Annotated in this window: 19 protein-coding genes; 9 read left to right on the plus strand and 10 right to left on the minus strand. The window is 67.2% G+C overall.

What is annotated here, in order from left to right:
- Positions 1 to 24: 24 nt before the first annotated feature.
- Genes BIZ42_RS18405 through acnB form a run of 3 tightly spaced genes read left to right on the plus strand, consistent with a single transcriptional unit; the run spans position 25 to position 3,290 of the window.
- Positions 25 to 249, plus strand: a complete 225-nt coding sequence (locus tag BIZ42_RS18405) for an AbrB/MazE/SpoVT family DNA-binding domain-containing protein (RefSeq protein WP_019182937.1) — start codon at positions 25 to 27, stop codon at positions 247 to 249.
- A gap of 7 nt (positions 250 to 256) precedes the next feature.
- Positions 257 to 655 (plus strand): type II toxin-antitoxin system VapC family toxin, encoded by a 399-nt coding sequence (locus BIZ42_RS18410; RefSeq protein ID WP_019182936.1) that lies wholly within the window; start codon positions 257 to 259, stop codon positions 653 to 655.
- Positions 656 to 704: 49 nt separating this feature from the next.
- Positions 705 to 3,290, plus strand: coding sequence for a bifunctional aconitate hydratase 2/2-methylisocitrate dehydratase (gene acnB / locus BIZ42_RS18415; protein ID WP_070427303.1), 2,586 nt, complete (start codon positions 705 to 707; stop codon positions 3,288 to 3,290).
- Between the two features lie 104 nt (positions 3,291 to 3,394).
- Here acnB and BIZ42_RS18420 read toward each other — a convergent pair whose 3' ends face one another.
- Complete coding sequence (locus BIZ42_RS18420; RefSeq protein ID WP_070427304.1) at positions 3,395 to 4,648, minus strand: LysR family transcriptional regulator; 1,254 nt, start codon at positions 4,646 to 4,648, stop codon at positions 3,395 to 3,397.
- A 101-nt stretch (positions 4,649 to 4,749) separates the two neighbouring features.
- Between BIZ42_RS18420 and BIZ42_RS18425 the strand changes: the two genes are divergently transcribed.
- The 6 genes from BIZ42_RS18425 to BIZ42_RS18450 all read left to right on the plus strand — a co-directional run bounded on the left by BIZ42_RS18425 (position 4,750) and on the right by BIZ42_RS18450 (position 11,132).
- A complete protein-coding gene (locus tag BIZ42_RS18425; RefSeq protein WP_070427305.1) occupies positions 4,750 to 5,421 on the plus strand; it encodes a 4-carboxy-4-hydroxy-2-oxoadipate aldolase/oxaloacetate decarboxylase in 672 nt (223 codons plus the stop codon).
- Positions 5,414 to 6,469 carry a 4-oxalomesaconate tautomerase gene (locus BIZ42_RS18430; RefSeq protein ID WP_070427306.1) on the plus strand — a complete coding sequence of 352 codons (1,056 nt, stop codon included), beginning with the start codon at positions 5,414 to 5,416 and terminating at the stop codon, positions 6,467 to 6,469. The genes BIZ42_RS18425 and BIZ42_RS18430 overlap by 8 nt, the downstream gene beginning before the upstream one ends.
- A gap of 42 nt (positions 6,470 to 6,511) precedes the next feature.
- Positions 6,512 to 7,825 (plus strand): C4-dicarboxylate transporter DctA, encoded by a 1,314-nt coding sequence (gene dctA / locus BIZ42_RS18435; RefSeq protein ID WP_046273429.1) that lies wholly within the window; start codon positions 6,512 to 6,514, stop codon positions 7,823 to 7,825.
- Positions 7,826 to 7,901: 76 nt separating this feature from the next.
- Positions 7,902 to 9,197 (plus strand): carbohydrate porin, encoded by a 1,296-nt coding sequence (locus BIZ42_RS18440; RefSeq protein WP_070427307.1) that lies wholly within the window; start codon positions 7,902 to 7,904, stop codon positions 9,195 to 9,197.
- 23 nt (positions 9,198 to 9,220) lie between these two features.
- Complete coding sequence (locus BIZ42_RS18445; RefSeq protein ID WP_070427308.1) at positions 9,221 to 10,243, plus strand: amidohydrolase family protein; 1,023 nt, start codon at positions 9,221 to 9,223, stop codon at positions 10,241 to 10,243.
- 13 nt (positions 10,244 to 10,256) lie between these two features.
- Entirely contained in the window at positions 10,257 to 11,132 is an 876-nt protein-coding gene (locus BIZ42_RS18450) for an amidohydrolase family protein (protein WP_237393529.1), read from the plus strand.
- Between the two features lie 23 nt (positions 11,133 to 11,155).
- Here the strand turns inward: BIZ42_RS18450 and BIZ42_RS18455 are convergent, their stop codons facing one another.
- From BIZ42_RS18455 to BIZ42_RS18495, 9 genes are all read right to left on the minus strand, one after another.
- Positions 11,156 to 12,226 (minus strand): chemotaxis response regulator protein-glutamate methylesterase, encoded by a 1,071-nt coding sequence (locus BIZ42_RS18455; RefSeq protein ID WP_070427310.1) that lies wholly within the window; start codon positions 12,224 to 12,226, stop codon positions 11,156 to 11,158.
- On the minus strand, positions 12,223 to 12,819 hold the full coding sequence (gene cheD / locus BIZ42_RS18460) for a chemoreceptor glutamine deamidase CheD (RefSeq protein ID WP_019182926.1): 597 nt from the start codon (positions 12,817 to 12,819) through the stop codon (positions 12,223 to 12,225). The genes BIZ42_RS18455 and cheD overlap by 4 nt, the downstream gene beginning before the upstream one ends.
- The gene (locus tag BIZ42_RS18465) at positions 12,816 to 13,676 is read right to left on the minus strand and encodes a CheR family methyltransferase (RefSeq protein ID WP_019182925.1); all 861 of its coding nucleotides are present in this window, start codon (positions 13,674 to 13,676) and stop codon (positions 12,816 to 12,818) included. The genes cheD and BIZ42_RS18465 overlap by 4 nt, the downstream gene beginning before the upstream one ends.
- A 53-nt stretch (positions 13,677 to 13,729) precedes the next feature.
- A complete protein-coding gene (locus BIZ42_RS18470) occupies positions 13,730 to 16,003 on the minus strand; it encodes a methyl-accepting chemotaxis protein (protein ID WP_070427311.1) in 2,274 nt (757 codons plus the stop codon).
- A 180-nt stretch (positions 16,004 to 16,183) separates the two neighbouring features.
- Positions 16,184 to 18,544, minus strand: a complete 2,361-nt coding sequence (locus tag BIZ42_RS18475) for a methyl-accepting chemotaxis protein (RefSeq protein WP_070427312.1) — start codon at positions 18,542 to 18,544, stop codon at positions 16,184 to 16,186.
- A gap of 96 nt (positions 18,545 to 18,640) precedes the next feature.
- Positions 18,641 to 19,024, minus strand: a complete 384-nt coding sequence (locus tag BIZ42_RS18480) for a hypothetical protein (RefSeq protein ID WP_019182922.1) — start codon at positions 19,022 to 19,024, stop codon at positions 18,641 to 18,643.
- 173 nt (positions 19,025 to 19,197) lie between these two features.
- Positions 19,198 to 19,689: a chemotaxis protein CheW gene (locus BIZ42_RS18485; protein ID WP_019182921.1), complete on the minus strand. Its 492-nt coding sequence runs from the start codon at positions 19,687 to 19,689 to the stop codon at positions 19,198 to 19,200.
- Between the two features lie 159 nt (positions 19,690 to 19,848).
- The gene (locus BIZ42_RS18490; RefSeq protein ID WP_070427313.1) at positions 19,849 to 20,628 is read right to left on the minus strand and encodes a flagellar brake protein; all 780 of its coding nucleotides are present in this window, start codon (positions 20,626 to 20,628) and stop codon (positions 19,849 to 19,851) included.
- A gap of 183 nt (positions 20,629 to 20,811) precedes the next feature.
- On the minus strand, positions 20,812 to 23,055 hold the full coding sequence (locus BIZ42_RS18495) for a methyl-accepting chemotaxis protein (protein WP_070427314.1): 2,244 nt from the start codon (positions 23,053 to 23,055) through the stop codon (positions 20,812 to 20,814).
- Positions 23,056 to 23,162 lie beyond the last annotated feature (107 nt).

Raw genomic sequence — 23,162 nt, forward strand, 5'->3', positions numbered from 1 at the left:
GTGCATACTTTGGAGGGCGTACCGATGGAAGCTACCGTTGCAGAACGCGGGCAGATCACCTTGCCCAAGGCGGTCCGTGATGCGCTTGGCCTGACCAAGGGCACCCAGCTGAAGGTGGAGCTCGAGGGCAGCCGCATCATCCTGCGCAAGAGCGTGGACGATGCGATCTCCCGTGCCCGCGGCAAGTTCGCGCTGGATGGTTTCGATTCGGCCGAAGCAGCCGTGCGCGCGGTCCGCGACGAGGAATGAGCGCGTGATGATCGCCGTCGATTCACCGGTGCTGATCGAGCTGCTCAGCAATGGCCCGCAGGCCGACGCGGTCGAAGCGGGCCTGCGCCAGAGCCTGGTCGGCGGGCGCGTGGTGATCTGCGGGGTGACCCTCGCCGAGATCTGCGCGTCGCTGCGCGGCGGCGCCGAAGTGCAGGAGGCGCTGGAGGAAATGGGCGTCCACTTCAGTCCGCTGGAGGCCAAATCCGCATTGCGCGCCGGTGAGATGCACCGCCGGCACCGGCAGCGGGGCGCCAAGCCACGCGGGCTGGATGAATTCATGGTCGGGTCGCATGCACTGCTGCAGTGCGATGGCCTGATCACCTGGAACGACACGTTTTACCGCGACTACTTCAAGGGCCTGAAGCTGATCGTGCCGCACGCCTGAGCCCATACTTTTAAACCGCATTCTTTCAAAGAATCACCCGGGAGTTGTCATGTTGGAAGCCTACCGCCACCACGTAGCCGAGCGCGCCGCGCTTGGCATCCCGCCGCTGCCGCTGAGCGCCCAGCAGACGGCCGACGTCATCGAGCTGCTGAAGAACCCGCCGGCGGGCGAAGCCGAGTTCCTGCTGGAACTGCTGACCCACCGCGTGCCGGCCGGCGTCGATGACGCCGCCAAGGTCAAGGCCTCGTACCTGGCCGCGATCGCGCTGGGCAGCGAAGTCAATCCGCTGATCACGCGTGAGCGCGCCACCGAACTGCTGGGCACCATGCTCGGTGGTTACAACGTCGCCCCGCTGGTGCAGCTGCTGGACGACGCCACCGTCGGCGCGATCGCCGCCGATGCGCTGAAGAACACCCTGCTGGTGTTCGATGCCTTCCACGATGTGCAGGAAAAGGCCAAGGCCGGCAATGCGAACGCCCAGGGCGTGCTGCAGAGCTGGGCCGATGCGGAGTGGTTCACCAGCCGCCCGCAGGTGCCCGAGAGCCTGACCATCACCGTGCTCAAGGTGACCGGCGAAACCAACACCGATGACCTGTCGCCGGCCCCGGATGCCACCACCCGCCCGGACATCCCGCTGCACGCCCTGGCGATGCTGAAGAACAAGCGTGATGGCATCGAGCCGGAAGAAGACGGCAAGCGCGGTCCGGTCAAGTTCATCGAATCGCTGAAGGACAAGGGCCACCTGGTCGCCTACGTGGGCGACGTGGTCGGTACCGGTTCGAGCCGCAAGTCGGCCACCAACTCGGTGCTGTGGTTCACCGGCGAAGATATTCCGTTCATTCCGAACAAGCGCTTCGGCGGCGTGTGCCTGGGCTCGAAGATCGCCCCGATCTTCTACAACACGATGGAAGACGCCGGCGCCCTGCCGATCGAACTCGACGTGTCGCAGATGAACATGGGCGATGTGATCGAGCTGCGCCCGTACGACGGCAAGGCGCTGAAAGACGGCGCCGTCATCGCCGAGTTCAAGGTCAAGTCCGACGTGCTGTTCGACGAAGTGCGCGCCGGTGGCCGCATTCCGCTGATCATCGGCCGCGGCCTGACCGCCAAGGCGCGTGAAGCGCTGGGCCTGGCCCCGACCGATCTGTTCCGCCTGCCGATGGACCCGCCGGATACCGGCAAGGGCTTCTCGCTGGCGCAGAAGATGGTCGGCCGCGCCTGTGGCCTGCCGGAAGGCAAGGGCATGCGCCCGGGCACCTACTGCGAACCGAAGATGACCTCGGTGGGCTCGCAGGACACCACCGGCCCGATGACCCGTGACGAGCTGAAGGACCTGGCCTGCCTGGGCTTCTCGGCCGACCTGGTGATGCAGTCGTTCTGCCACACCGCCGCGTATCCGAAGCCGGTGGACGTCAAGACCCACCACACCCTGCCGGAGTTCATCTCCACCCGTGGCGGCATCTCGCTGCGCCCGGGCGACGGCGTGATCCACAGCTGGCTCAACCGCATGCTGCTGCCCGACACCGTCGGCACCGGCGGCGACTCGCACACCCGTTTCCCGGTGGGCATTTCGTTCCCGGCCGGCTCGGGCCTGGTCGCCTTCGCGGCCGCCACCGGCGTGATGCCGCTGGACATGCCCGAATCGGTGCTGGTCCGCTTCAAGGGCACGATGCAGCCGGGCGTGACCCTGCGTGACCTGGTCAACGCGATCCCGCTGTACGCGATCAAGTCCGGCCTGCTGACCGTGGCCAAGGCCGGCAAGAAGAACATCTTCTCCGGTCGCATCCTGGAAATCGAGGGTCTGCCGGATCTGAAGGTCGAGCAGGCGTTCGAACTCTCCGATGCCTCGGCCGAGCGTTCGGCGGCCGGTTGCTCGGTGCACCTGAACAAGGAGCCGATCATCGAGTACCTCACCAGCAACATCACGCTGCTGAAGTGGATGATTGCCGAGGGTTACCAGGACGCCCGTTCGCTGGCGCGCCGCATCGAGAAGATGGAAGCCTGGCTGGCCAACCCGGAGCTGCTGGAGCCGGATGCCGACGCCGAGTACGCCGCCGTCATCGAGATCGACCTGGCCGACATCCACGAGCCGATCGTGGCCTGCCCGAACGATCCGGACGACGTCAAGACGCTGTCCGACGTCGCCGGTGCGGCGATCGACGAAGTGTTCATCGGTTCGTGCATGACCAACATCGGTCACTTCCGTGCGGCGGCCAAGCTGCTGGAAGGCAAGCGCGACATCCCGACCAAGCTGTGGGTCGCCCCGCCGACCAAGATGGATGCTTCGGAGCTGACCAAGGAAGGCCATTACGGCACCTTCGGCACCGCCGGTGCCCGCATGGAAATGCCGGGCTGCTCGCTGTGCATGGGCAACCAGGCGCAGGTGCGCGAGGGCGCGACGGTGTTCTCCACCTCGACCCGCAACTTCCCGAACCGCCTGGGCCGCAACTCCAACGTGTACCTGGGCTCGGCCGAGCTGGCCGCGATCTGCTCGCGCCTGGGTCGCATCCCGACCAAGGAAGAGTACATGGCCGACATCGGCGTGCTGGATGCCAGCAGCAAGGACATCTACCGCTACATGAACTTCGACCAGATCGAGGACTATCAGGACGTGGCCGGTACGGTTGCTGCCTGATCCGACGCCGGGCGCTGCCCGGCTTCGGTAACCCATCGGTCACTGGCCGATGGATGAAACACGAAAACACCCGGCGCGAGCCGGGTGTTTTTTCATGTGCACGATCAGGTCGCTGGAAACCGGAACGGCCAGGCGTCGTCGGTCACCTCGTTGCGCTCGGCACAGACCTGGCGGAACGTTTCCACGAACGCCTGCTGCAGCCGGGTGGGGTGCCAATCGGCGCGGGTGGTGAGGCCGATGCGGCGGCGCAGGTCATCACCGGCCCGCCCGACCTCGCAGAGCAGGCCGGCGCGACGTTCGAACACGAACTGATCGCGCGACATCAAGGTGAGCCAATCATCTTCGAGCAGCAGGCCGCGCGTGATCAACACCGAACCACACTCGATGCGTAGCCGCGGCGGTTCGTGGCCGTGCTGCCGGAACATGTGTTCCCAGCGCGCCCGCACCGGTGCGCCGGTCGCGGCGATCACCCACGGGTAGTCCAGCAGCCGGGCAAAGCCGAAGCCCTTGGTCGCGGCCAGGGGGTGGCCGCTGCGCGCGACAATGACCGGGTCGTCGTCGAACAGCCCTTCCTGGGCGATATCGCGCACCGGCAGCCTGTCGCGCATCGCGCCGATCAACAGGTCCAGGCTGCCCTCGCGCAGATCGCCCAGCAGTTCCGCGTAGGGGCCTTCGATCACGTTCACCGTGGCGCCCGGATAGGCCCGCGCGAAGCGTGCCAGTACCTGGGGCAGCAGGATCGCCCGCGCCAGCGGCATGACCCCCAGCGAAACCCGGCCGCCCTGCTGCGAGCGCAGCGAGGCGAGTTCATCGATGCCGGCGCCGAGTTCGGACAGGGCCAGCCGGACCAGGCGCAGCATGCGCGTCGCCGCCGGCGTCGGTTGCACGGTCTTGCCTCGGCGCACGGTCAGCGGTGTTTCGATCACCTCGGACAACTCGTGCACCGCACGGTAGATCGCGGGCTGCGACACGCCCGCGCGACTGGCGGCCAGGGTGAAGCTGCCGGCCGTATCCACCGCCGCCAGGGCGCGCAGCTGGCCCAGGGTGACGCGGCGTTCGACAGCCGGCATCGCCGGCAGCCGCTGTGCGCGACGGGCCACGCGGACGCCGTGCGTGATGTAGTCCAGCGCGCGTTCGATGCGGGGGACCAGCAGGTCGGCCGCCTCGGTGGGCGACATGCCACCGGGCTGCCGGTCGAACAGCGGCGCATCCAACTGTTTCTCCAGCCGCGCGATGGCCTGGGTCAGGGCCGGCTGGGACAGGTTCACGTGCGGAGCGGCGGCGCTGATGCCGCCGTGGTGGTAGACGGCGGCAAGGGCGTGCAGATGCTTGAGATTCAGATCCATAGGGCTGCTCATGGATCAACTATAACCAAAACCAATGGCTGTTTCGAAAAACGATCTTGAGGGGGCAGACCGGGCGACGACAGACTGCGTCATCGTCAACGAAGGATGGATGGATGTCCCGCGTAGTCTCTTCTATCGAACGCGCTGCTCCGGCGGCGATCCAGGTGCTGGCAGAGGCCGGTGTCGCCACCGCGCACGAAGCGCAGGGCCGCAGCGGCCTGCTGCATCCACGGCTGCGCCCGATCTACAGCGGCGTCCGCATCGCCGGCAGCGCGGTCACTGTGTCGGTGCCGCCGGGCGACAACTGGATGATGCACGTGGCGATCGAACAGCTGCGCGAGGGCGATGTACTGGTGGTCGCGCCCACCAGTGATTGCACGGACGGCTACTTCGGCGATCTGCTGGCGACCTCGGCCCAGGTGCGCGGCTGCCGCGGGCTGGTGATCGATGCTGGCGTGCGCGACGTGCGTGACCTCACCGCGATGGGCTTTCCGGTCTGGAGCCGCGCGGTCCACGCACAGGGCACGGTCAAGGAAACGCTGGGTTCGGTGAATGTGCCGGTGGTCTGCGGCGGGGCGCTGGTCCAGCCGGGCGACGTGGTGATCGCAGACGATGACGGCGTCTGCATCGTGCCGCGTGCCGATGCAGACCGGGTAGCCGCCGACGCACGGGCGCGCGAGGCGCGCGAGGCCGACAAGCGCGAACGCCTGGCCAGGGGCGAGCTCGGCCTGGACATCTACCAGATGCGTGAGCGCCTGGCGGCCAAGGGCCTGCGCTATGAGTAAGGGCGTGCGCGCGATGTGGATGCGCGGTGGCACCTCCAAGGGCGGGTTTTTCCTCGCGTCGGAGCTGCCCGCCGCGCCGGCCGCGCGTGATGCCTTCCTGCTGCGTGCGTTCGGTTCGCCCGATCCGCGCCAGATCGATGGCATGGGCGGCGGCGATCCGTTGACCTCCAAGGTCGCCGTCGTGGCGCCTTCCAGTCGCGCCGATGCCGACGTGGAGTACCTGTTCCTGCAGGTCTTCGTGGACCAGGCCGTGGTGAGCGATGCGCAGAACTGCGGCAACATGCTGGCTGCGGTCGGCCCGTTCGCGATCGAGCGCGGGCTGGTTGCCGCCACCACGGATCAGACCGAGGTGCGCATCTTCATGTGCAACACCGGTACGCTCGCGGTGGCCAGCGTACAGACGCCGCAGGGCAAGGTGGCCTATGACGGTGAGGCGCGCATCGACGGTGTCCCTGGCAGCGCCTCGCCGGTGCCGCTGGCCTTCGCCGATGTTGCCGGCTCCAGCTGTGGTGCCCTGCTGCCGACCGGCCAGGCCGTGGATGTCATCGACGGCGTGCAGGTGACGCTGATCGACAACGGCATGCCGTGCGTGGTGCTGCGTGCCGGCGATGTCGGGATCAGCGGGCATGAGGACCGCGCAACGCTGGATGCGGACGAGGCGCTCAAGGCACGGCTGGAGGCCATCCGCGTGCAGACCGGCCCGTTGATGCGGCTGGGCGATGTCCGTGCCCAGTCGGTGCCCAAGATGATGCTGGTGGCCGCGCCGCGCGCGGGCGGGGCGATCAGCGTCCGTTCCTTCATTCCGCACCGCTGCCACGCCTCCATCGGCGTGCTCGGGGCAGTGACGGTCGCCACCGCCTGCCTGCTGCCGGACTCACCCGCGCACGCCCTGGCGGTGCTGCCCGGCGGCCTGCACCAGACGCTGGAGATCGAACATCCCAGCGGCAGCACCGCGGCCGTGCTTGATCTGGATACGGCCGGGCAGGTGTCCCGCGCCGCCGTACTGCGCACTGCGCGGAAGCTCTTCGACGGCGTGCTGTTCGACTGAATACGCACGACGTCCTTATTCTTGTGACCTGGGAGGGTTGATATGACCGTTGTAGAGAAGCGGCCGAGCCGCTTCGGCATTGTTGGCCAGCTCTGGTTCCAGGTGCTGGCCGGTACGCTGATCGGTGTGTTGTTGGGGTGGCTGCAGCCAGACATCGGCTCGGCGATGAAACCCTTCGGCGACGCCTTCATCAAGCTGATCCGGATGATGATCGGTCCGATCATCTTCGTCACGGTGGTGCATGGCATCGCCGGCATGCGCGACATGCGCAGCGTGGGCCGCCTGGCCTTGAAGTCGCTGATCTACTTCGAAGTCATCACCATCCTGGCGCTGATCGTGGGCCTGGTCGTGGTCGATGTCTGGAAGCCCGGCGCCGGCATGAACATCGACCCGGCCACGATCGACATGGCCAGCATCCAGGGCTACGTGCACAGTGCGCACGACCAGTCGATCGTGTCCTACATCATGGCGATCATCCCCAACACACTGGTCAGCGCCTTCACCGAAGCGCATGTGCTGCAGGTGCTGTTCGTGGCGGTGCTGTTCGGCGTGGCGCTGGCCTCGATCGGCGAGCGCGGCGCGCCGGTGATGAAGGTGATCGAGTCGACCTCGGGCGCGCTGTTCAAGATCATCGGCTACATCATGTACTTCGCCCCGATCGGTGCGTTTGGTGCGATCGCCTTCACCGTCGGCCAGTTCGGCGCGGGTTCGCTGCTGTCGCTGGGCGAGCTGATCATCGAGTTCTTCGTGGTCTGCGGGCTGTTCACCGTGCTGGTGCTGGGCAGTGTGTGCTGGTGGACCGGCGCCAGCCTGTGGCGGCTGCTGGGCTATCTGCGCGATGAGATCGTGATCGTCGCGGCGACCACCTCCACCGAAACGGTGCTGCCGCGCCTGATCGAGAAGATGAAGAAGCTGGGCTGCGAGGAAGGTGTGGTCGGTTTCGTGATCCCCGCCGGTTACTCGTTCAACCTGGATGGCACCTGCCTGTACCTGACCACCGTGGCGCTGTTCCTGGCCCAGGCGACCAACACCGAACTGACCGTCTGGCACCAGCTGGGCCTGATCGCGGTGCTGCTGCTGACCTCCAAAGGGGCGGCTGGCGTGGCCGGTGCGGCATTCGTGGTGCTGGCGGCGACGCTGGGCACGACCGGCACCATTCCGGTGGCGAGCATCGCGTTGATCCTGGGCATCCACCGGATCCTGGCCGAGGGGCTGACCTTCGTGAACCTGATCGGCAATGCGATCGCGGTGCTGGTCATCGCCAAGTGGGAAGGCAAGCTGGATGAGAAGGTGCTGGCCGAGCAGATCGGCACCCGCCGCCTGCGCCGCCGCGTGCTGACCGCCGCCACGGTCTGATCCTCCCGCCGCGGCGCTGCCGCGGCCTCCCGACATCCATCCGTTGCGCGGCTCCGGCCGCGCACAGGAGGCGCTTGTGTCCCGTTTCTCCCGCAACACTCTTTCCCTGCTGGTGGCTGCCAGCCTGGCGGCGCCGGCGTTCGCCGCGTCCTCTGCAACCCAGGGCGGTCTGCCTGATGGCGTCGATCTCACGCTGGACCTGGTCGGCAACGTCGCCTCCAATCCGGTCGGCGGTGTCGAGCAGGGCACCGAAGGCTCGTACTGGGTGATGGCCCAGTCCAAGCTGGATCTGGACACGCTGTGGGGTATCCACAACACCGAGGTCGACGCGCAGTGGGCCTGGTTCGCCGGCCGCAACCTGGCACGCGAGAAGATCGGCAATTCGATCAGTGCCCAGCAGACCTGGCGGCCGGTGGCCGGCGGGCGCCTGACCCGCCTGACCCTGCGCCACCGCTTCGACAACGGCCTGAGCATCATCGCCGGGCGCGCCCCGGTGAACAGCTACTTCAACAGCTCCGCGCTCAACTGCGTGTTCATGAGCAACGCGATGTGCCTGACCCCGTATGGGGCGATCACCGACCTGGGCATCACCGCCTACCCGAACGCGTCCTGGGCCGGGATCGTGCGCTACGACGTAAACGAGCGCTGGTATGCGCAGGCCGGCGCGTTCGACTACAACAACGAGTTGAACAAGGCTGGCAAGAACGGCCTGGACTTTTCGGTGGGCGAGGGCACCGGCACCATCACCGCCTATGAAGTGGGTTACCAGACCAGCTTCGCCAATGACCGCCTGCCACGGACCTACCGGCTGGGCATGTACCGCAACAGCGATGGGGGCAAGAGCTCCTACTACGACGCCGACGGCAACTCCGCGGCGCTGACCGGCAGACCGACCGCCGTGCAGGACGGTGCGCGGGCGGGCGGGTATGCGATGGCCGACCAGACCGTCTGGCGTGGCGAAGGCAAGCGCAACCTCGCACTGTTCGCACGGGCATACGTGAACACGGGCAACGAAGCGCCGATCGATACCTTCTTCTCGGCCGGCTTCGTCAAGACCGGTACGTTCGCCGGCCGCGAGCAGGACACGCTGGCGATGTTCGTCTCCAACACCCATTTCAGCGATGAACAGATCGACTTCCTGCGCGCACGGCGCACCCGAAACGGCGGTAGCGGGGCTCCTCATGCGGACGAAATCATCGCCGAACTCAGCTATGGCTGGGCCGTGCACAAGGGGATCCGCGTGATGCCCAACCTGCAGTACGTCATCAACCCCGACCCCATCTACGCGCCGACCCGCACCACCGACATCCCCGATGCGCTGATCGTCGGGCTGCGCGTGGACATCCACTTCGCCCAGCTGTTCGGCTGGTGATTCCTCCGCCACGAGGCCCTTGCATGATCATCGACTGCCACGGTCACTACACGACCGCCCCCGCCAGCCACGACGCCTTCCGCAAACAGCAGATCGCGCACTACAACGATCCCTCGCTGCCTGTGCCGGTCTATCCGGACATCAGCGATGCGGAACTGCGCCAGAGCGTGGAGAGCAACCAGCTGCGCCTGCTGCGCGAGCGCGGTGCGGACATGACCATCTTTTCCCCGCGCGCCAGCACGATGGCCCACCACATCGGCGATGAACGGGTCAGCGCCGAGTGGACCCGCCGCTGCAACGACCTGATCGCCCGCGTGGTGGCGCTCTACCCGGAAACCTTCATCGGCGTGTGCCAGCTGCCGCAGTCGCCTGGCGTGCCGATCGCCCACTCCATTGCCGAGCTGGAGCGCTGCGTCAACGAACTCGGCTTCGTCGGCTGCAACCTCAACCCCGACCCGTCCGGCGGACACTGGACCGGCCTGCCGCTGACCGACCGCGCCTGGTATCCGTTCTTCGAGAAAATGGTGGAACTGGACGTGCCGGCGATGGTGCATGTCTCCGGCAGCTGCAACGCCAATTTCCATGCCACCGGCGCGCACTACCTCAATGCCGATACCACGGCGTTCATGCAGTTCCTGCAGGGCGACCTGTTCCGTGACTTCCCCGACCTGCGCTTCATCATCCCGCATGGCGGCGGCGCGGTGCCCTACCACTGGGGGCGCTTCCGCGGGCTGGCCGACATGCTGGGCAAGCCGCCGCTGAACGAGCACGTGATGAAGAACGTGTTCTTCGATACCTGCGTCTATCATCAGCCGGGCATCGATCTGCTGTTCAAGGTCATCGACATCGACAACATCCTGTTCGGCTCGGAAATGGTGGGCGCGGTGCGGGGCATTGATCCGGAGACCGGGCGGTTCTTCGACGACACGCTGCGCTACGTGAACGCGCTGGGCCTGTCCGAAGGCGACCGTTACAAGGTCTGCGAAGGCAACGCGCGACGCGTTTATCCGCGCCTGGACGCACAGCTGAAGGCAAGGGGTCTGTGAAATGACGACGTTCGTGAAAGACGCTGACTGGCTGGATTTCTGCCCGGAGCCGAGCGTGCCCGGTTTCGTGCCGCCGTCCGGGGCGGTGGATGCGCATTGCCACGTGTTCGGCCCGGGCGACCGGTTTCCGTATGCCCCCGAGCGCAAGTACACCCCGTGCGATGCCGGCAAGGAGCAGCTGTTCGCGCTGCGCGACCGGCTGGGTTTCGAGCGCAACGTGATCGTACAGGCCACCTGCCACGGCGCCGACAACAGCGCCCTGGTCGATGCGCTGCGCAGCGCGGAAGGACGCGCCCGTGGCGTGGCGACCGTGCGTGACAGCGTGACCGATGCCGAGCTGCAAGCGCTGCACGAAGCTGGCGTGCGCGGGGTCCGCTTCAACTTCGTCAAGCGGCTGGTCGACCCCAAGCCGGATGCCTACTACCGCGCGATCATCGAGCGCATCGCGCCGCTGGGCTGGCACGTGGTCGTCTACTTCGAGGCGGCTGACCTGGCCGAACGCTGGGACTTTTTCACCTCGTTGCCGACCACCGTGGTGGTGGACCACATGGGGCGCCCGGACGTCACCCAACCCGTGGATGGCCCGGCGTTCCAGCAGTTCGTGCGGCTGATGGCCGAGCACCCGAATGTGTGGAGCAAGGTGAGCTGCCCGGAGCGTCTGTCACGGAGCGGCCCGCCGACCTACGACGACGTGGTCCCGTTCGCCCGTCATCTGGTGGAGCGCTTCCCCGATCGCGTGCTGTGGGGCACGGACTGGCCGCACCCGAACCTGAAATCGCATATGCCCGATGACGGCACGCTGGTGGATGTCATTCCGCGGATCGCGTTGACCGCCGAGCTGCAGCGCAAGCTGCTGGTGGACAACCCGATGCGGTTGTACTGGGCATAGGGCCAGCGGGCGGTCCGCCGCGGTCAGCTGCGCGCCAACGCCATCAAGCGCTCGGCGATCCGCTCCAGCGGCACCATTTCCTCGGCCGCGCCGATCCTCACCGCGCTGCCGGGCATGCCCCAGACCACGCTGGTGGCCTCGTCCTGCACCAGGGTCGGGGCGCCGGCGTTGCGCAGGTCCAGCAGGCCGCGGGCGCCGTCGTCGCCCATGCCGGTCAGGATGGCGCCGATGGCGTTGGCCCCGGCACTTTCGGCCACCGAGCGGAACAGCACATCGACCGCCGGCTTGTGGCGGTTGATCGGGGGGCCATCGTCGATCCGGCAGCGCCAGCGGGCACCGTCGCGGATCACGCGCAGGTGCTTGCCGCCAGGGGGCAGGTAGGCGTGGCCGGGCAGCACCGCTTCACCGTCAGTGGCCTCGCGCACCGACATCGCCGAATGGCGGTCCAGGCGCTCGGCGAAGGGCGTGCTGAACTGCGCCGGCAGGTGCTGGGTCATCACCACCGCCGGGGCGTCTGCCGGCAGGCCCTCCAGCACCACGCGCAGGGCTTCGGTACCCCCGGCCGAGGCACCAATGGCGATCAGGCGGTCGGTGGTGCGGAACTGGATGGAGCGGGGCACGGCCACGGGCGCAACGGCATCGAGCGTGATGCGCGGCGGGTTCGGCCGCGACAGGGGCCGCACCCGCGAGCGCGCGGCCATCTTGACCTTGGCGATGATCTCCTCGGCGTAGCCCTGCAGACCGCGGGCGACGTCGAGCTTGGGCTTGGAGACGAAGTCCACCGCGCCCAGCGCCAGTGCCTGCAGGGTGGTGTCGGCACCGCGCTCGGTCAGCGAGGAAATCATCACCACCGGCAGGGGGTGCAGGCGCATCAGGTTTTCCAGGAAGGCCAGCCCGTCCATGCGCGGCATTTCCACGTCCAGCGTGATCACATCCGGCGCCAGGCGCTTGATCTTCTCGCGCGCCAGCAGCGGATCGGCCGCGGTGCCGACCACCTCGATACCGGGATCGCTGGCGAGGATCTCGCTGAGCATCTGGCGCACGACCGCCGAGTCGTCGACGATCAGGACCTTGCAGGGCACACCGTGGCTCATTCGAACAGCTCCACGCCACCGGTGACGGGGGCTTTGGACAGGCGGGCGCGCACGGCCGATTCGGTCGCGGCCACTTCGGCTTCGTGGGCGTGCGGCAGTCGCTGCACCACCACGCGCCCGGTATCGGCGAAGAACCACACCTTGCGCGGGTGGATGCCGCACAGGTCCTCGGCGATGATCGGGATGTGCTCGGCCTGCAGGTACTGGCGGACGAACTCGGCGTTGCGGGTGCCGACCGGATTGCTGGTGAATCCCTTGAGCACGTTGGCACCGCCGAACACTTTGGCCTCCAGGCGCTTGCGGTGGGCGCCGCGCTTGAGCAGGTCGTTGATCAGCAGTTCCATGGCATAGCTGCCGTAGCGTGCAGGCGCGCCATCACCGACGTTGCCCTCGGGCAGCAGGAAGTGGTTCATCCCGCCGATCTTGAGCACCGGATCGCGCAGGCAGGCGGCCACGCAGGAGCCCAGGGTGGTGGTCAACGCGGTGGCGTCGTCCACGGCCAGGTACTGGGTCGGCAGCAGCTTGGCCGCGGTGACCTGGAAGCGGCTGTCGAAGTACCGCATCACCTCGTCGTTGCGGATCGGCAGACTCATGCCGGCGCTCCCGGCGCGCGTTTGTACAGCGTGCGGCCACAGGGCTGGATCAGGTCGGCGGCGTGCAGGTAGTTCTCCGAGTGGCCGGTATAGAGCAGGCCGTCATCGCCCATGTGCTGGATGAGCCGCGAGAGGATGCCGCGCTGGGTGGGTTTGTCGAAGTAGATCATCACGTTGCGGCAGAACAGGGCATCGAACGGGCCGCCAACGTCGTAACGGGTGGCGAGCAGGTTGAGCGGGCGGTAGTCGATCAGGTCGCGCAGCGCGGGGTTGACCCGGCAGTGACCTTCGTTGGGACCGGTGCCGCGCTGGAAGTAGCGCTTGCGGATCGCCGGATCCAGCCCGGCAACGCGGTCGATCGCGTAGACGCCGCGGCTGGCGGTGGCCAGCACCTGGGTGTCCACGTCGGTGGCCAGGATGCGCACCGGCGGCTTGAGCGTGCCAAACGTCTCGCAGGCGGTGATCGCCATCGAGTAGGGCTCCTCACCGGTGGAGGCCGCGCACGACCACAGCTGCAGCGTGCCCTGGCCGGCGCGCAGGCGCAGTTCCTCGGCCAGCTTCTCGAAGTGGTGCGGCTCGCGGAAGAAGGCGGTCAGGTTGGTGGTGAGCGCATTGGTGAACGCCTGCCATTCGTCGCCGCCGTGGGCCTCAAGCTGGTCCAGGTACTCGCTGAAACTGCGCATGCCCAGCGCCCGCAGCCGGCGCGACAACCGGCCGTAGACCATGTCGCGCTTGGCCGGCGCCAGTGAAATGCCGACCCGCTGGTAGATCAGTTCGCAGACGCGGCGGAAGTCGCGGTCGGCGAACTCGAATTCGCGAGCGTTCGGTGAAGCGGCGTTGGCGGGGGGCGTGGACACGGGCGGACTCGCAGGGGAAGGGGATGCGGCGACCGGGTGATCGCCGCGGGCACTCAGAACTCTTGCCAGTTGCCGTCATCGGCCGGCGTGCTGCGCGCGGGACGCATCGGCGTGGCGGCACGCGGGGCCGCCGGCGTTGGGCGGCTGGCGGGACGCACCGGCGGCATCCCGGCAACCGCGCGGGCGGTGACCGCGCTGACGGCCTGCGCGACCTGGTCGTCCAGGCGGAAGATGGCCACGGCATCGGCCAGCTGGGTGGCCTGTTCTTCCATCGCGCGGGCGGCAGCCGTGGCTTCTTCCACCAGGGCGGCGTTCTGCTGGGTGGTCTCGTCCATCTGCACCACGGTCTGGTTGACCTGGTCGATGCCGGCGGACTGCTCCTGCGAGGCCGCCGAGATCTCGGCCATGATGTCGGTCACGCGCTGCACCGAGGCAACGATCTCGCCCATGGTCGCGCCGGCCTGGTTGACCAGCTGCGAGCCTTCGGCGACCTTGCCGACCGAGTCGTCGATCAGGCCCTTGATCTCCTTGGCCGCACCCGCCGAGCGCTGGGCCAGGGTGCGCACTTCGGAGGCGACCACGGCAAAACCACGTCCCTGTTCCCCGGCACGTGCCGCCTCCACCGCGGCGTTCAGCGCCAGGATGTTGGTCTGGAAGGCGATGCCGTCGATGACCGAGATGATCTCGGCGATCTTCTTCGAGGAGGTCTGGATCGCGGCCATGGTGGTGACCACTTCGCCGACGACATGGCCGCCCTGGGTGGCCACGGTGTGGGCGCCGATCGCCAGCTGGTTGGCCTGGCGCGCGTGCTCGGCGTTCTGGCGCACGGTGGAGGTGAGTTCCTCCATCGAGGCCGCGGTCTCTTCCAGGTTGGCAGCCTGCTGCTCGGTACGGCGCGAGAGATCGCTGTTGCCGGTGGCGATTTCGCCGGCGGCGAGGTTGATGCTGCCGGCGGCCTCCTGGATCTGGCCGACGATCTGGGTCAGCTGCGCGACAGTGGCGTTGGCATCGTCGCGCATGGTGGCGAACACGCCCTGGAAGTCGCCGTGCATGCGCGCGGTCAGATCACCCTCGGCGATCGCCGAGAGCAGCTGGGAGAGCTTGCCCAGGTTGTCATCGCTGACCTGCATCATCGCGTTGAGGTGGCCGATCATCCGGCGGAAGTCGTGATCGAAGCGGGCGGTGTCGCCACGCTGGCTGAAATCGCCGGCGGCGGCCGCCGCGGCCAGGCGCTGGATCTCGCCGTTGATGTTGCCCAGGTTCTGCTTGACCGCATCCACGGTGGCGGTGATGGCGGCCTTCTCACCGGGGTAGCGCGCGATGTCCGCGCTGAGGTCGCCCTGCGCGTAGCGTTGCACCACCGCCAGCACCGCATCCATGGTCTGCACGTGTGCGCCGACCAGGGTATTGGTTTCATGCACCATCAGCCCGTACTCACCGGGGAAGGCGGTTTCGTCCATGCGATAGCCGGTGCTGCCGGCATCGTGGCGGCGGGCCATCTCGCGCTGGCCGCTGATCACCGCATGCAGCTGTTCCTGCATGCGCGCCATGCTTTCCAGCAGGCGGCCGGGCTCGTCGTGCGCCTGCTCGCCGATGCGGCTGTCCAGCTTGCCGCGGGCGATGCTTTCGGCCACGTGGGTGGCCTGGCGCAGGGGCAGGGTGATGCGATTGCCGATCAGCCAGCTCAGCCCCAGCACGATCAGCACCACGGCGCCGCCACTGGCGGTCATCACGGCAGTGAAGGCCAATGCGTCGGACTGCACGTCATCCATGTACACGCCGCTGGTGATGACCCACTGCCACGGGGCGTACATGCCGGCGTAGGTGACCTTCTCGATCAGGGCGTCATTGCCGGGCTTGGTGGTCTTGTAATACGTGTAGCCGCCGCCGGTCCTGGCCATGTCGACCTGCTGCAGATAGATCGGCACGCCGTCCTTGGAGGTGTAGTCCTTCTGCACCTTGCCCACGCGGTCACGCGCAAAGGGGTGCATCAACAGGGTGTAGTCGGTGCCGAGCACGTTGTAGTACGCGCTGTCATTGTCGGCACGCATCACGTCCAGCGCCTGCAACGCCGCTGCCTTGGCGGCCTCTTCGGTCAGCTCGCCGGAACTGGCCAGTCGGGTGTAGTGCGCCAGGATGCCGTAGCTGAGTTCGACCTGGGTCTTCAGCGCTTCCTTGCGGGTTTCGGCAAGGTCCAGGTACTGCATGCGGGCAGCAATGATCGCCAGCGCGATCACGCCGACGGCGATCAGTGCGGTCAGCAGGTTGAGCTTGCGCCTGACGGACAGGTTGGAGAAGGACTGGTTCCAGCGGCTGAGTAGATTCATGGGCAGGGGTCTTTGATCGACAGACATGTCGCGGCAATGCTGTTATCGGCCGCAGGTCGCCACGATTGAGTCCGCTCGACTGAGCGTATTCAGGTTGCGGGCGGCGCCGCAGTGGAACGCGCAGAAAAAAGGCCCCGATGCGCATGCATCGGGGCCTTTCCGCGTGGTGCGTAGCGAGGCTTAGAACTCCTGCCAGTCGCCGTCGGCCAGTTCGGTGGCCACCGGGCGCGAGGCCGGGCGACGTACCGCGGCCTGCGCCAGCGGTGCACGCACGGCGCGCGGCGGTGCGGCCACGACCGGCGCCGGGGCGATCTCCTGCTCGTCGAGCTTGAAGATGGACACCGCATCGGTCAGGTGGCCGGCCTGTTCTTCCATGGCACGGGCAGCGGCGGTGGCTTCTTCTACCAGCGCGGCGTTCTGCTGGGTGGTCTCATCCATCTGCACGACGGTCTGGTTGACCTGCTCGATGCCGGCCGACTGTTCCTGCGAGGCTGCGGAAATCTCGGCCATGATGTCGGTCACGCGCTGCACCGAGGCGACGATTTCGCCCATGGTGGCGCCGGCCTTCTGCACCAGCGCCGAGCCATCGTTGACCTTGCCGACGGAGTCGTCGATCAGGCCCTTGATCTCCTTGGCCGCGCCGGCCGAACGCTGGGCCAGGGTGCGCACTTCCGAGGCGACGACCGCAAAACCACGCCCCTGCTCGCCGGCTCGCGCAGCTTCCACCGCGGCGTTCAGCGCCAGGATGTTGGTCTGGAAAGCGATGCCATCGATGACCGAGATGATCTCGGCGATCTTCTTGGACGAGGTCTGGATCGCACTCATGGTGGTCACCACCTGGCCGACCACATCACCGCCCTGGGAGGCGACGGTGTGTGCGCCGATGGCGAGCTGGTTGGCCTGGCGGGCGTGCTCGGCGTTCTGGCGTACGGTGGAGGTCAGTTCCTCCATCGATGCGGCGGTTTCTTCCAGGTTGGCGGCCTGCTGCTCGGTGCGGCGCGACAGGTCGCTGTTGCCGGTGGCGATCTCGCTGGCGGCCGAGTTGATCTGCTGGCTGGAGTGCTTGATCCGGGTGACGATGCCGCTGAGCTGTTCGGCGGTGGCGTTGGCGTCGTCGCGCATCCGGGCGAACACACCCTGGAAGTCGCCGTGCATGCGCACCGTCAGGTCGCCCTGCGAGAGCGAGGCGAGCAGGTTGGAGACCTGTTCGATACTGGCCGAGTTGGCATCCAGCAGACCGTTGAGCTGCTGGGCCAGCTGCAGGAAGAAGCCTTCCTTTCCGTCGCTGTCGATGCGGCCGGAGAGGTCGCCGGCCGCTGCCTGGGCGATCACGCGGGCAACTTCGGCTTCCACCAGGGCTTCAGGGGTACGGTCGCGCCATTCGATGACGTGGCCGACGGTCTCGCCCTGCTCGTTGGCGATGGAGGAGATCACCTGGGCGAACTGGGCCTGGCCGAACTGCATCGGGCGGCGGCTGACGCCGTGCTGCTGCAGCTGTGCCAGCGTGCGGGGATCGATCTCGCTGCCATGTTCCAGCGTCGCGGCCGACTTGCCGATCAGCGAAGCGGCGGCGTCGAAGTCCGGCAGGTCCTTGCGGATGTCGGCTTCGTACTGGCTCAGGGTCTGCTGCAGGGCGCGGTTGCTGTAGACGATGGTGTGGTGGGCATCGGTCAGGTAGACGCCGGTGGAGCTGTAATCCAGCGCGGTGCGGATGCGCAGGTTCTCGCGGGCGATGGCCTGGTCGGTTTCGGTGCGCTCGCGCAGGTCGCGCTGCATGCGCTGCATGGCCTGCAGCAGATCGCCGACTTCATCCTTGCGGCTGACGTCGATATGGCCGTCCAGCTTGCCGCTGGCGACATCGTTGGCGACCGAGACGGCGCCGCGCATGCTGCCCACCAGCGAACGGGCAAACAGATACACCAGCACCAGGCCCAGGGCGGCGCCGCCCAGCAGGGTGATGACGGTCAGCGTGGCCGAGGCGGCGTAGGTGGATTCGGCTTCCTCGCGGGAGGCGCGTGCGAGACGGTTGTCTTCCGCAATCAGCGCTTCGAGCGCCGCCGAGGCCTTGCGGTGCTTGGCGCGGGTTTCGCCGACGAAGGTGTCCACGGCATCGTCGGGCAGGTCCAGCTCGAGCATTTCGGTAACGGCGTCGTAGGACGCCAGCGAATCGGTCCAATCCTTGGCGAAGGTGTCAAACAGCTTCTTCTGCTGGGGATTGTCGATCAGCGCGGGGTATTTCTTGATCGAGGCGTCGATCTGGGTGCGAAGCTCCGCGGCGCGGGCCTTGGCTTCGGCCTTGACGTCATCGCTGGCGCGGATGAGGCCCTGGTAGGCGGAGTTGCGGTACTCGCCGACCATGCCACGCAGCTCACCGGCGGTGCGGATGCTGTCCATCCGGGGGCCGGCCAGTTCGGTGGTGACGTTGTTGAGTGAGTGCAGGCCACGATAGGCCACGATGCCCTGCAGCAGCATCACCAGCAGGAGGACGCCGAAAGTCAGCATCAACTTGGGCATCAGTTTGAGGTTGTTGATCCACGGCATGGCAGGTGCGGTCTCCAGTGGCAAACGCGTCCGGCCGTCGGGGCCGGTTGCAGCGACCACGCCGGCCAGGGCCGGCGTGGCAGGGCGAACGGGCAGTTACTTGATGTTGGCCAGCTTCAGGCCGGCCGGCGAGCTGACTTCGATTTCAGCACGCGAGGCATCGCGGGCGATCTTGCCGATCACGCAGACGGTCTTGCCTTCCAGCGATTCCAGCGGGAAGCTGAACTTGTCGCGGTTGGCGCCGGCGATGCGGGCCGAGAAGGTGTGGCGCGGGAACGCGCCGCCCATGTACAGGAAGGTCGGCTGGCCTTCGGAGCCTTCGGCGTAGCGGGCCTTTTCGACCTTGCCGCAGACCATGCCGTCCTTGCCGACCGAGCGCGGTGCCAGTTCCGGCGGAATCATTTCACCGGACTGGGCGAATGCAGTGGAGGCGGAAGAGGCGATCACGGCGACCGAGAACAGGGCAAGCAGGGACTTCATCGGGAAAATTCTCCGGGGATATGGGCAAGGTGGCCCGGCCATGGGCGATCCAGTGCAGCCGGGTTCTGAAACCAGCTATCGGCCGGTCAGGGGGGAACTGAAGCAATTTTTTCGACGGTGGCCGTTGCAGACGGCGGCAGCGGCGTGACTGCCGTTTTTCTGTGACGGATGTCTCAGGCGGCGACGTCGTCGATGACCGCTGCCTGGCCCATGTCGGCGCTGTCGAGCAGGGTTTCGATATCCAGCAGGATCAGCATGCGGTCGTCCTGGGTGCCGATGCCGGAGATGAAGCGGGTATCGACGGCGGCGCCGAATTCGGGGGTCGGGCGGATCTGGTCGGCGGCGAGCGGGATGACGTCGGAGACGCTGTCCACGACGATGCCGACGACGCGGTCTTCGACGTTGAGGACGATCATCACGGTGAAGGCATCGTAGGTGGCATTTTCCAGGCGCAGTTTGAGGCGCAGGTCGATGACGGGGACGATGGTGCCGCGCAGGTTGATGACGCCTTTGATGTAATCCGGGGCATCGGGCACGCGGGTGACGGAGTCGTAGCCGCGGATTTCCTGGACTTTGAGGATGTCCACGCCGTAGTGCTCGGCGCCGAGGGTGAAGCTGAGGTACTCGCCGCCGTCGCTGGCGGCGTTGCTGTTCTTGTCGTTCATCGAGGGGTCCTGGGTCGGGCGTGGCGGTCGAAAAACCGGGGGTCACGCTGGATATCGGCCTGCCCGGGGGCGACTTTAGCTCCCACCCACCCCAATCCTGCCTTCAGCCGGGACCATCAGTCGCATGGATGCGGCGACGCCGTGCCTTTGAAGCAGCGATCAACTCTCCCCGTTCTTCCGCGCACTCCGCTGCCGGTCGATACGGAAGATGTAGCGCTGGATCGCACTGTCGCCGCCGCGCGGGAGGTCGTCGAAGCGCATGCCGATGCGCTTCATCTCCGCCCCGTTGGGCAGTTTGAGCGCCAACTGGTTGCAGACGATCAGCGAGACGTGCAGCGGGCTGCCGTCGGGGAGGTCGAGCCGGGCGGCGTAGCGTTTCTGCAGGGAGAACACGTTGCAGTCCACCGGCACCGTGACGGCCAGGCCACCGCCGCTGATGTCGACCACGCGCAGCTGGAGCGCTTCGCTGCGATCTTCGTTGACCGGGAACTGCAGGTGCGGGGAATCGGTGATCGGCGTTTCCAGCCGGTACAGTTCGCGGCGTTGCAGGTGCACCAGCTCCTGGGGGAACGGCACGCGGAAGGCGACATGGCCTTCGTTGCGCACGCGCTCCAGCCCGTCCAGGCGGAACCGGACCATCACCCGGTCCAGCTGGGCGAAGCAGAGCAGGTGGCCGGCTTCTTCGGCGGCGCGGTTGGAGGGCTCGGACGGGCTGCCGTCGAGCAGCAGCCAGTCGTCGTCCGCGTCCAGTTCCAGGACGGCCGTGGGGAAGGACTGGTCACGGCCGCCGAGATGGGCGTTGATCAACGAACGCTGGTCGATCAGCGCCTGCAGCAACTGCCGGATCTGGCGGGGGTTGCGGACCAGGTACCTGTCATCCATGGCATCGTCGTGGATGCCATGGGGGCGGTCGTGTGCGTCGAGGCTGCCTTCGGACATGGAATCTGCTGGGTTGGGCGGGTGCCGGCAGGCGTAGATGCCGGGGCTCTGTCCGTTTATCGGCAGTAGTTCACATTTATGTAGGGGCAATTGCAGCGCGGCGGTGCGCGATGGCCCTGCCGAAACGACGACACCCCGCCGGAGCGGGGTGTCGAAGGGCGCGTGATCACGTGGCAGGCGCGATCAGAACTCCTGCCACTCGGTGTCGTTGGCCAGGGCCGGTTCGCGGGGGCTGACCCGGCGCGGTGCGGTAACGACGCTGCGCGGCTTGGCCGCTGCGACGGCTCGTGGCGCGGCCGGTGCATGGACCACGGTGGCCGGTGCCGTGTGCCCGTGGCTGTCCAGCTTGAACAGTGCGACAGCGTCGGTCAGGTGACCGGCCTGTTCTTCCATGGCACGGGCGGCGGCAGTGGCTTCTTCCACCAGCGCGGCGTTCTGCTGGGTGGTCTCATCCATCTGCACGACGGTCTGGTTGACCTGCTCGATGCCGGCCGACTGTTCCTGCGAGGCCGCGGAAATCTCGGCCATGATGTCGGTCACGCGCTGCACCGAGGCCACGATTTCGCCCATGGTCGCGCCGGCCTGGTTGACCAGCTGCGAGCCTTCGGCAACCTTGCCGACCGATTCGTCGATCAGGCCCTTGATCTCCTTGGCCGCACCGGCCGAACGCTGGGCCAGGGTGCGCACTTCCGAGGCGACCACGGCGAAACCACGGCCCTGCTCGCCGGCACGGGCCGCTTCCACCGCGGCGTTCAATGCCAGGATGTTGGTCTGGAAGGCGATGCCGTCGATCACGGTGATGATGTCGGCGATGCGGCGCGAGGAGGCATCGATCTCGTGCATGGTGCTGACCACGCGGCCCACCACGTCACCGCCCTGCGAGGCGACCGAGTGCGCGCCGATCGCAAGCTGGTTCGCCTGACGGGCGTGTTCGGCGTTCTGGCGCACGGTGGAGGTCAGTTCCTCCATCGACGCGGCGGTTTCTTCCAGGTTGGCGGCCTGCTGCTCGGTACGGCGCGACAGGTCGTTGTTGCCCGAGGCGATCTCGCCGGCCGCGGTGCTGATGCTGGAGGAGGCCTGCTGGATGCGGCCGACGATACGGGTCAGCTGGGCGACCGTGGTGTTGGCATCATCACGCATCGAGGCGAACACACCGCGGAACTCACCCTGCATGCGGGCGGTCAGGTCGCCGTTGGCGATCGACTGCAGCAGGTGCGACAGCTGGGACAGGTTGCCGTCGGCGACCTGCATCATGGTGTTGAGGTGCTCGATCATGACCCGGAAGTCGTGGTCGAAGCGCGTCGCATCGCCACGCTGGGTGAAGTCACCGGCCGCGGCCGCCTGGGCGAGCGCCTGGATCTGGGTATTGATCGCCAGCAGGCTGGCTTTGGCCGCATCCATCGATTCGTGCAGGATCGCGCGGCTGCCGGGCAGGCGGCGGGCATCGGGCGAAAGGTCGCCGGCGGCGTACTGGTTGAGGACGTTGATCGCGTCCTTGATCGCATCCAGGTGCTCGAAGATCACCGTATTGATGCCGACGGCCAGCTGGCCGTACACGCCGGGGAAATCTTCCGGGATGCGGTGGCTGATGTCCGGGCCGGCGTGCATGTCGACCATCTGCTGGGTCTGCTCGGAGAAGCGGCGCAGCATCACGGTCATGTCGCGGGTGGCGGCCAGCATCTTGCCCGCTTCATCCCTGCTCGTGGCCTGGATGTTGACCGACAGGTCACCACGGGCGACCGACTGGATGGCGTGCACGGCCTGGCCCAGCGGGCGGGTGATGGCGCGCGAGATGACCACGCCCATCACGGCGGCCAGCAGCGACAGCAGCACGATGCAGCCGATGATCGCGTAGACGCTGTTCTGGTGGGTAGCGTTGGCCGTCTCGATGCGGCTGGCCATCACCCCGTTGCTGAACTCCCCCAGCTCCTTGAGCGCGGCGAACAGGGCGCGGCGTGCCGGGCGGGACTGCTCATCGGAAATCTGCTGGGCGGTGACGCCGTCGCCGGCGGCGATGGCTTCCTTGATCAGGCCGTTGGCCTTGAAGTAATCGGCGGTGCGCGCGGCGACCACGTCATACAACTGGCGTTCCTTGTCGCCGGCCGGCAGTGCGGCATATGCGGCCAGCTCGGCATTGACGACCTTGCCGGTGTCGGCCATGCGCTTGTCGTAGTCGGCAACCGACTCGGGTTTGTCGAGCACGGTCAGCTGCGCCATTTCGTAGGTGCGGAACTCGCCGAGCTGCGCGCGCACTTCGCCCAGGTGCTGCACCGAGGGAATGTCGTTGGTGCTCATCGCGCGCAGCTGTGCGTTGGCCTCGCCCAGGCGGACCAAGGCGAAGCTGCCCAGGGCCAGCGTCATCAACGTGGTGAGGGTGAACCCTACCGCCAGCTTGCGGGCGATGGGCAGGTCGTGGAACCACTTCATGGTTGAAACTCCGGGCAGGGCAGTGGCGCACAGCCGTGGGGTGCTGGGCGGAATCAGCGGGGTGGGAGAGGGTGGAGCGCAGGCGCGAGCCGGTTGCCGTGGTCGCT

It is taken from the genome of Stenotrophomonas sp. LM091 (assembly GCF_001806305.1).
In the GTDB taxonomy this organism is placed as follows: domain Bacteria; phylum Pseudomonadota; class Gammaproteobacteria; order Xanthomonadales; family Xanthomonadaceae; genus Stenotrophomonas; species Stenotrophomonas bentonitica_A.

What these genes read in the sequence shown, in the direction of transcription:
- BIZ42_RS18405 (WP_019182937.1), top strand. Translation starts at nt 25, where the DNA reads ATGGAAGCTACCGTTGCAGAACGCGGGCAGATCACCTTGCCCAAGGCG.
- BIZ42_RS18410 (WP_019182936.1), top strand. Translation starts at nt 257, where the DNA reads ATGATCGCCGTCGATTCACCGGTGCTGATCGAGCTGCTCAGCAATGGC.
- acnB (WP_070427303.1), top strand. Translation starts at nt 705, where the DNA reads ATGTTGGAAGCCTACCGCCACCACGTAGCCGAGCGCGCCGCGCTTGGC.
- BIZ42_RS18420 (WP_070427304.1), bottom strand. Translation starts at nt 4,648, where the DNA reads ATGAGCAGCCCTATGGATCTGAATCTCAAGCATCTGCACGCCCTTGCC.
- BIZ42_RS18425 (WP_070427305.1), top strand. Translation starts at nt 4,750, where the DNA reads ATGTCCCGCGTAGTCTCTTCTATCGAACGCGCTGCTCCGGCGGCGATC.
- BIZ42_RS18430 (WP_070427306.1), top strand. Translation starts at nt 5,414, where the DNA reads ATGAGTAAGGGCGTGCGCGCGATGTGGATGCGCGGTGGCACCTCCAAG.
- dctA (WP_046273429.1), top strand. Translation starts at nt 6,512, where the DNA reads ATGACCGTTGTAGAGAAGCGGCCGAGCCGCTTCGGCATTGTTGGCCAG.
- BIZ42_RS18445 (WP_070427308.1), top strand. Translation starts at nt 9,221, where the DNA reads ATGATCATCGACTGCCACGGTCACTACACGACCGCCCCCGCCAGCCAC.
- BIZ42_RS18455 (WP_070427310.1), bottom strand. Translation starts at nt 12,226, where the DNA reads ATGAGCCACGGTGTGCCCTGCAAGGTCCTGATCGTCGACGACTCGGCG.
- cheD (WP_019182926.1), bottom strand. Translation starts at nt 12,819, where the DNA reads ATGAGTCTGCCGATCCGCAACGACGAGGTGATGCGGTACTTCGACAGC.
- BIZ42_RS18470 (WP_070427311.1), bottom strand. Translation starts at nt 16,003, where the DNA reads ATGAATCTACTCAGCCGCTGGAACCAGTCCTTCTCCAACCTGTCCGTC.
- BIZ42_RS18475 (WP_070427312.1), bottom strand. Translation starts at nt 18,544, where the DNA reads ATGCCGTGGATCAACAACCTCAAACTGATGCCCAAGTTGATGCTGACT.
- BIZ42_RS18480 (WP_019182922.1), bottom strand. Translation starts at nt 19,024, where the DNA reads ATGAAGTCCCTGCTTGCCCTGTTCTCGGTCGCCGTGATCGCCTCTTCC.
- BIZ42_RS18485 (WP_019182921.1), bottom strand. Translation starts at nt 19,689, where the DNA reads ATGAACGACAAGAACAGCAACGCCGCCAGCGACGGCGGCGAGTACCTC.
- BIZ42_RS18490 (WP_070427313.1), bottom strand. Translation starts at nt 20,628, where the DNA reads ATGTCCGAAGGCAGCCTCGACGCACACGACCGCCCCCATGGCATCCAC.
- BIZ42_RS18495 (WP_070427314.1), bottom strand. Translation starts at nt 23,055, where the DNA reads ATGAAGTGGTTCCACGACCTGCCCATCGCCCGCAAGCTGGCGGTAGGG.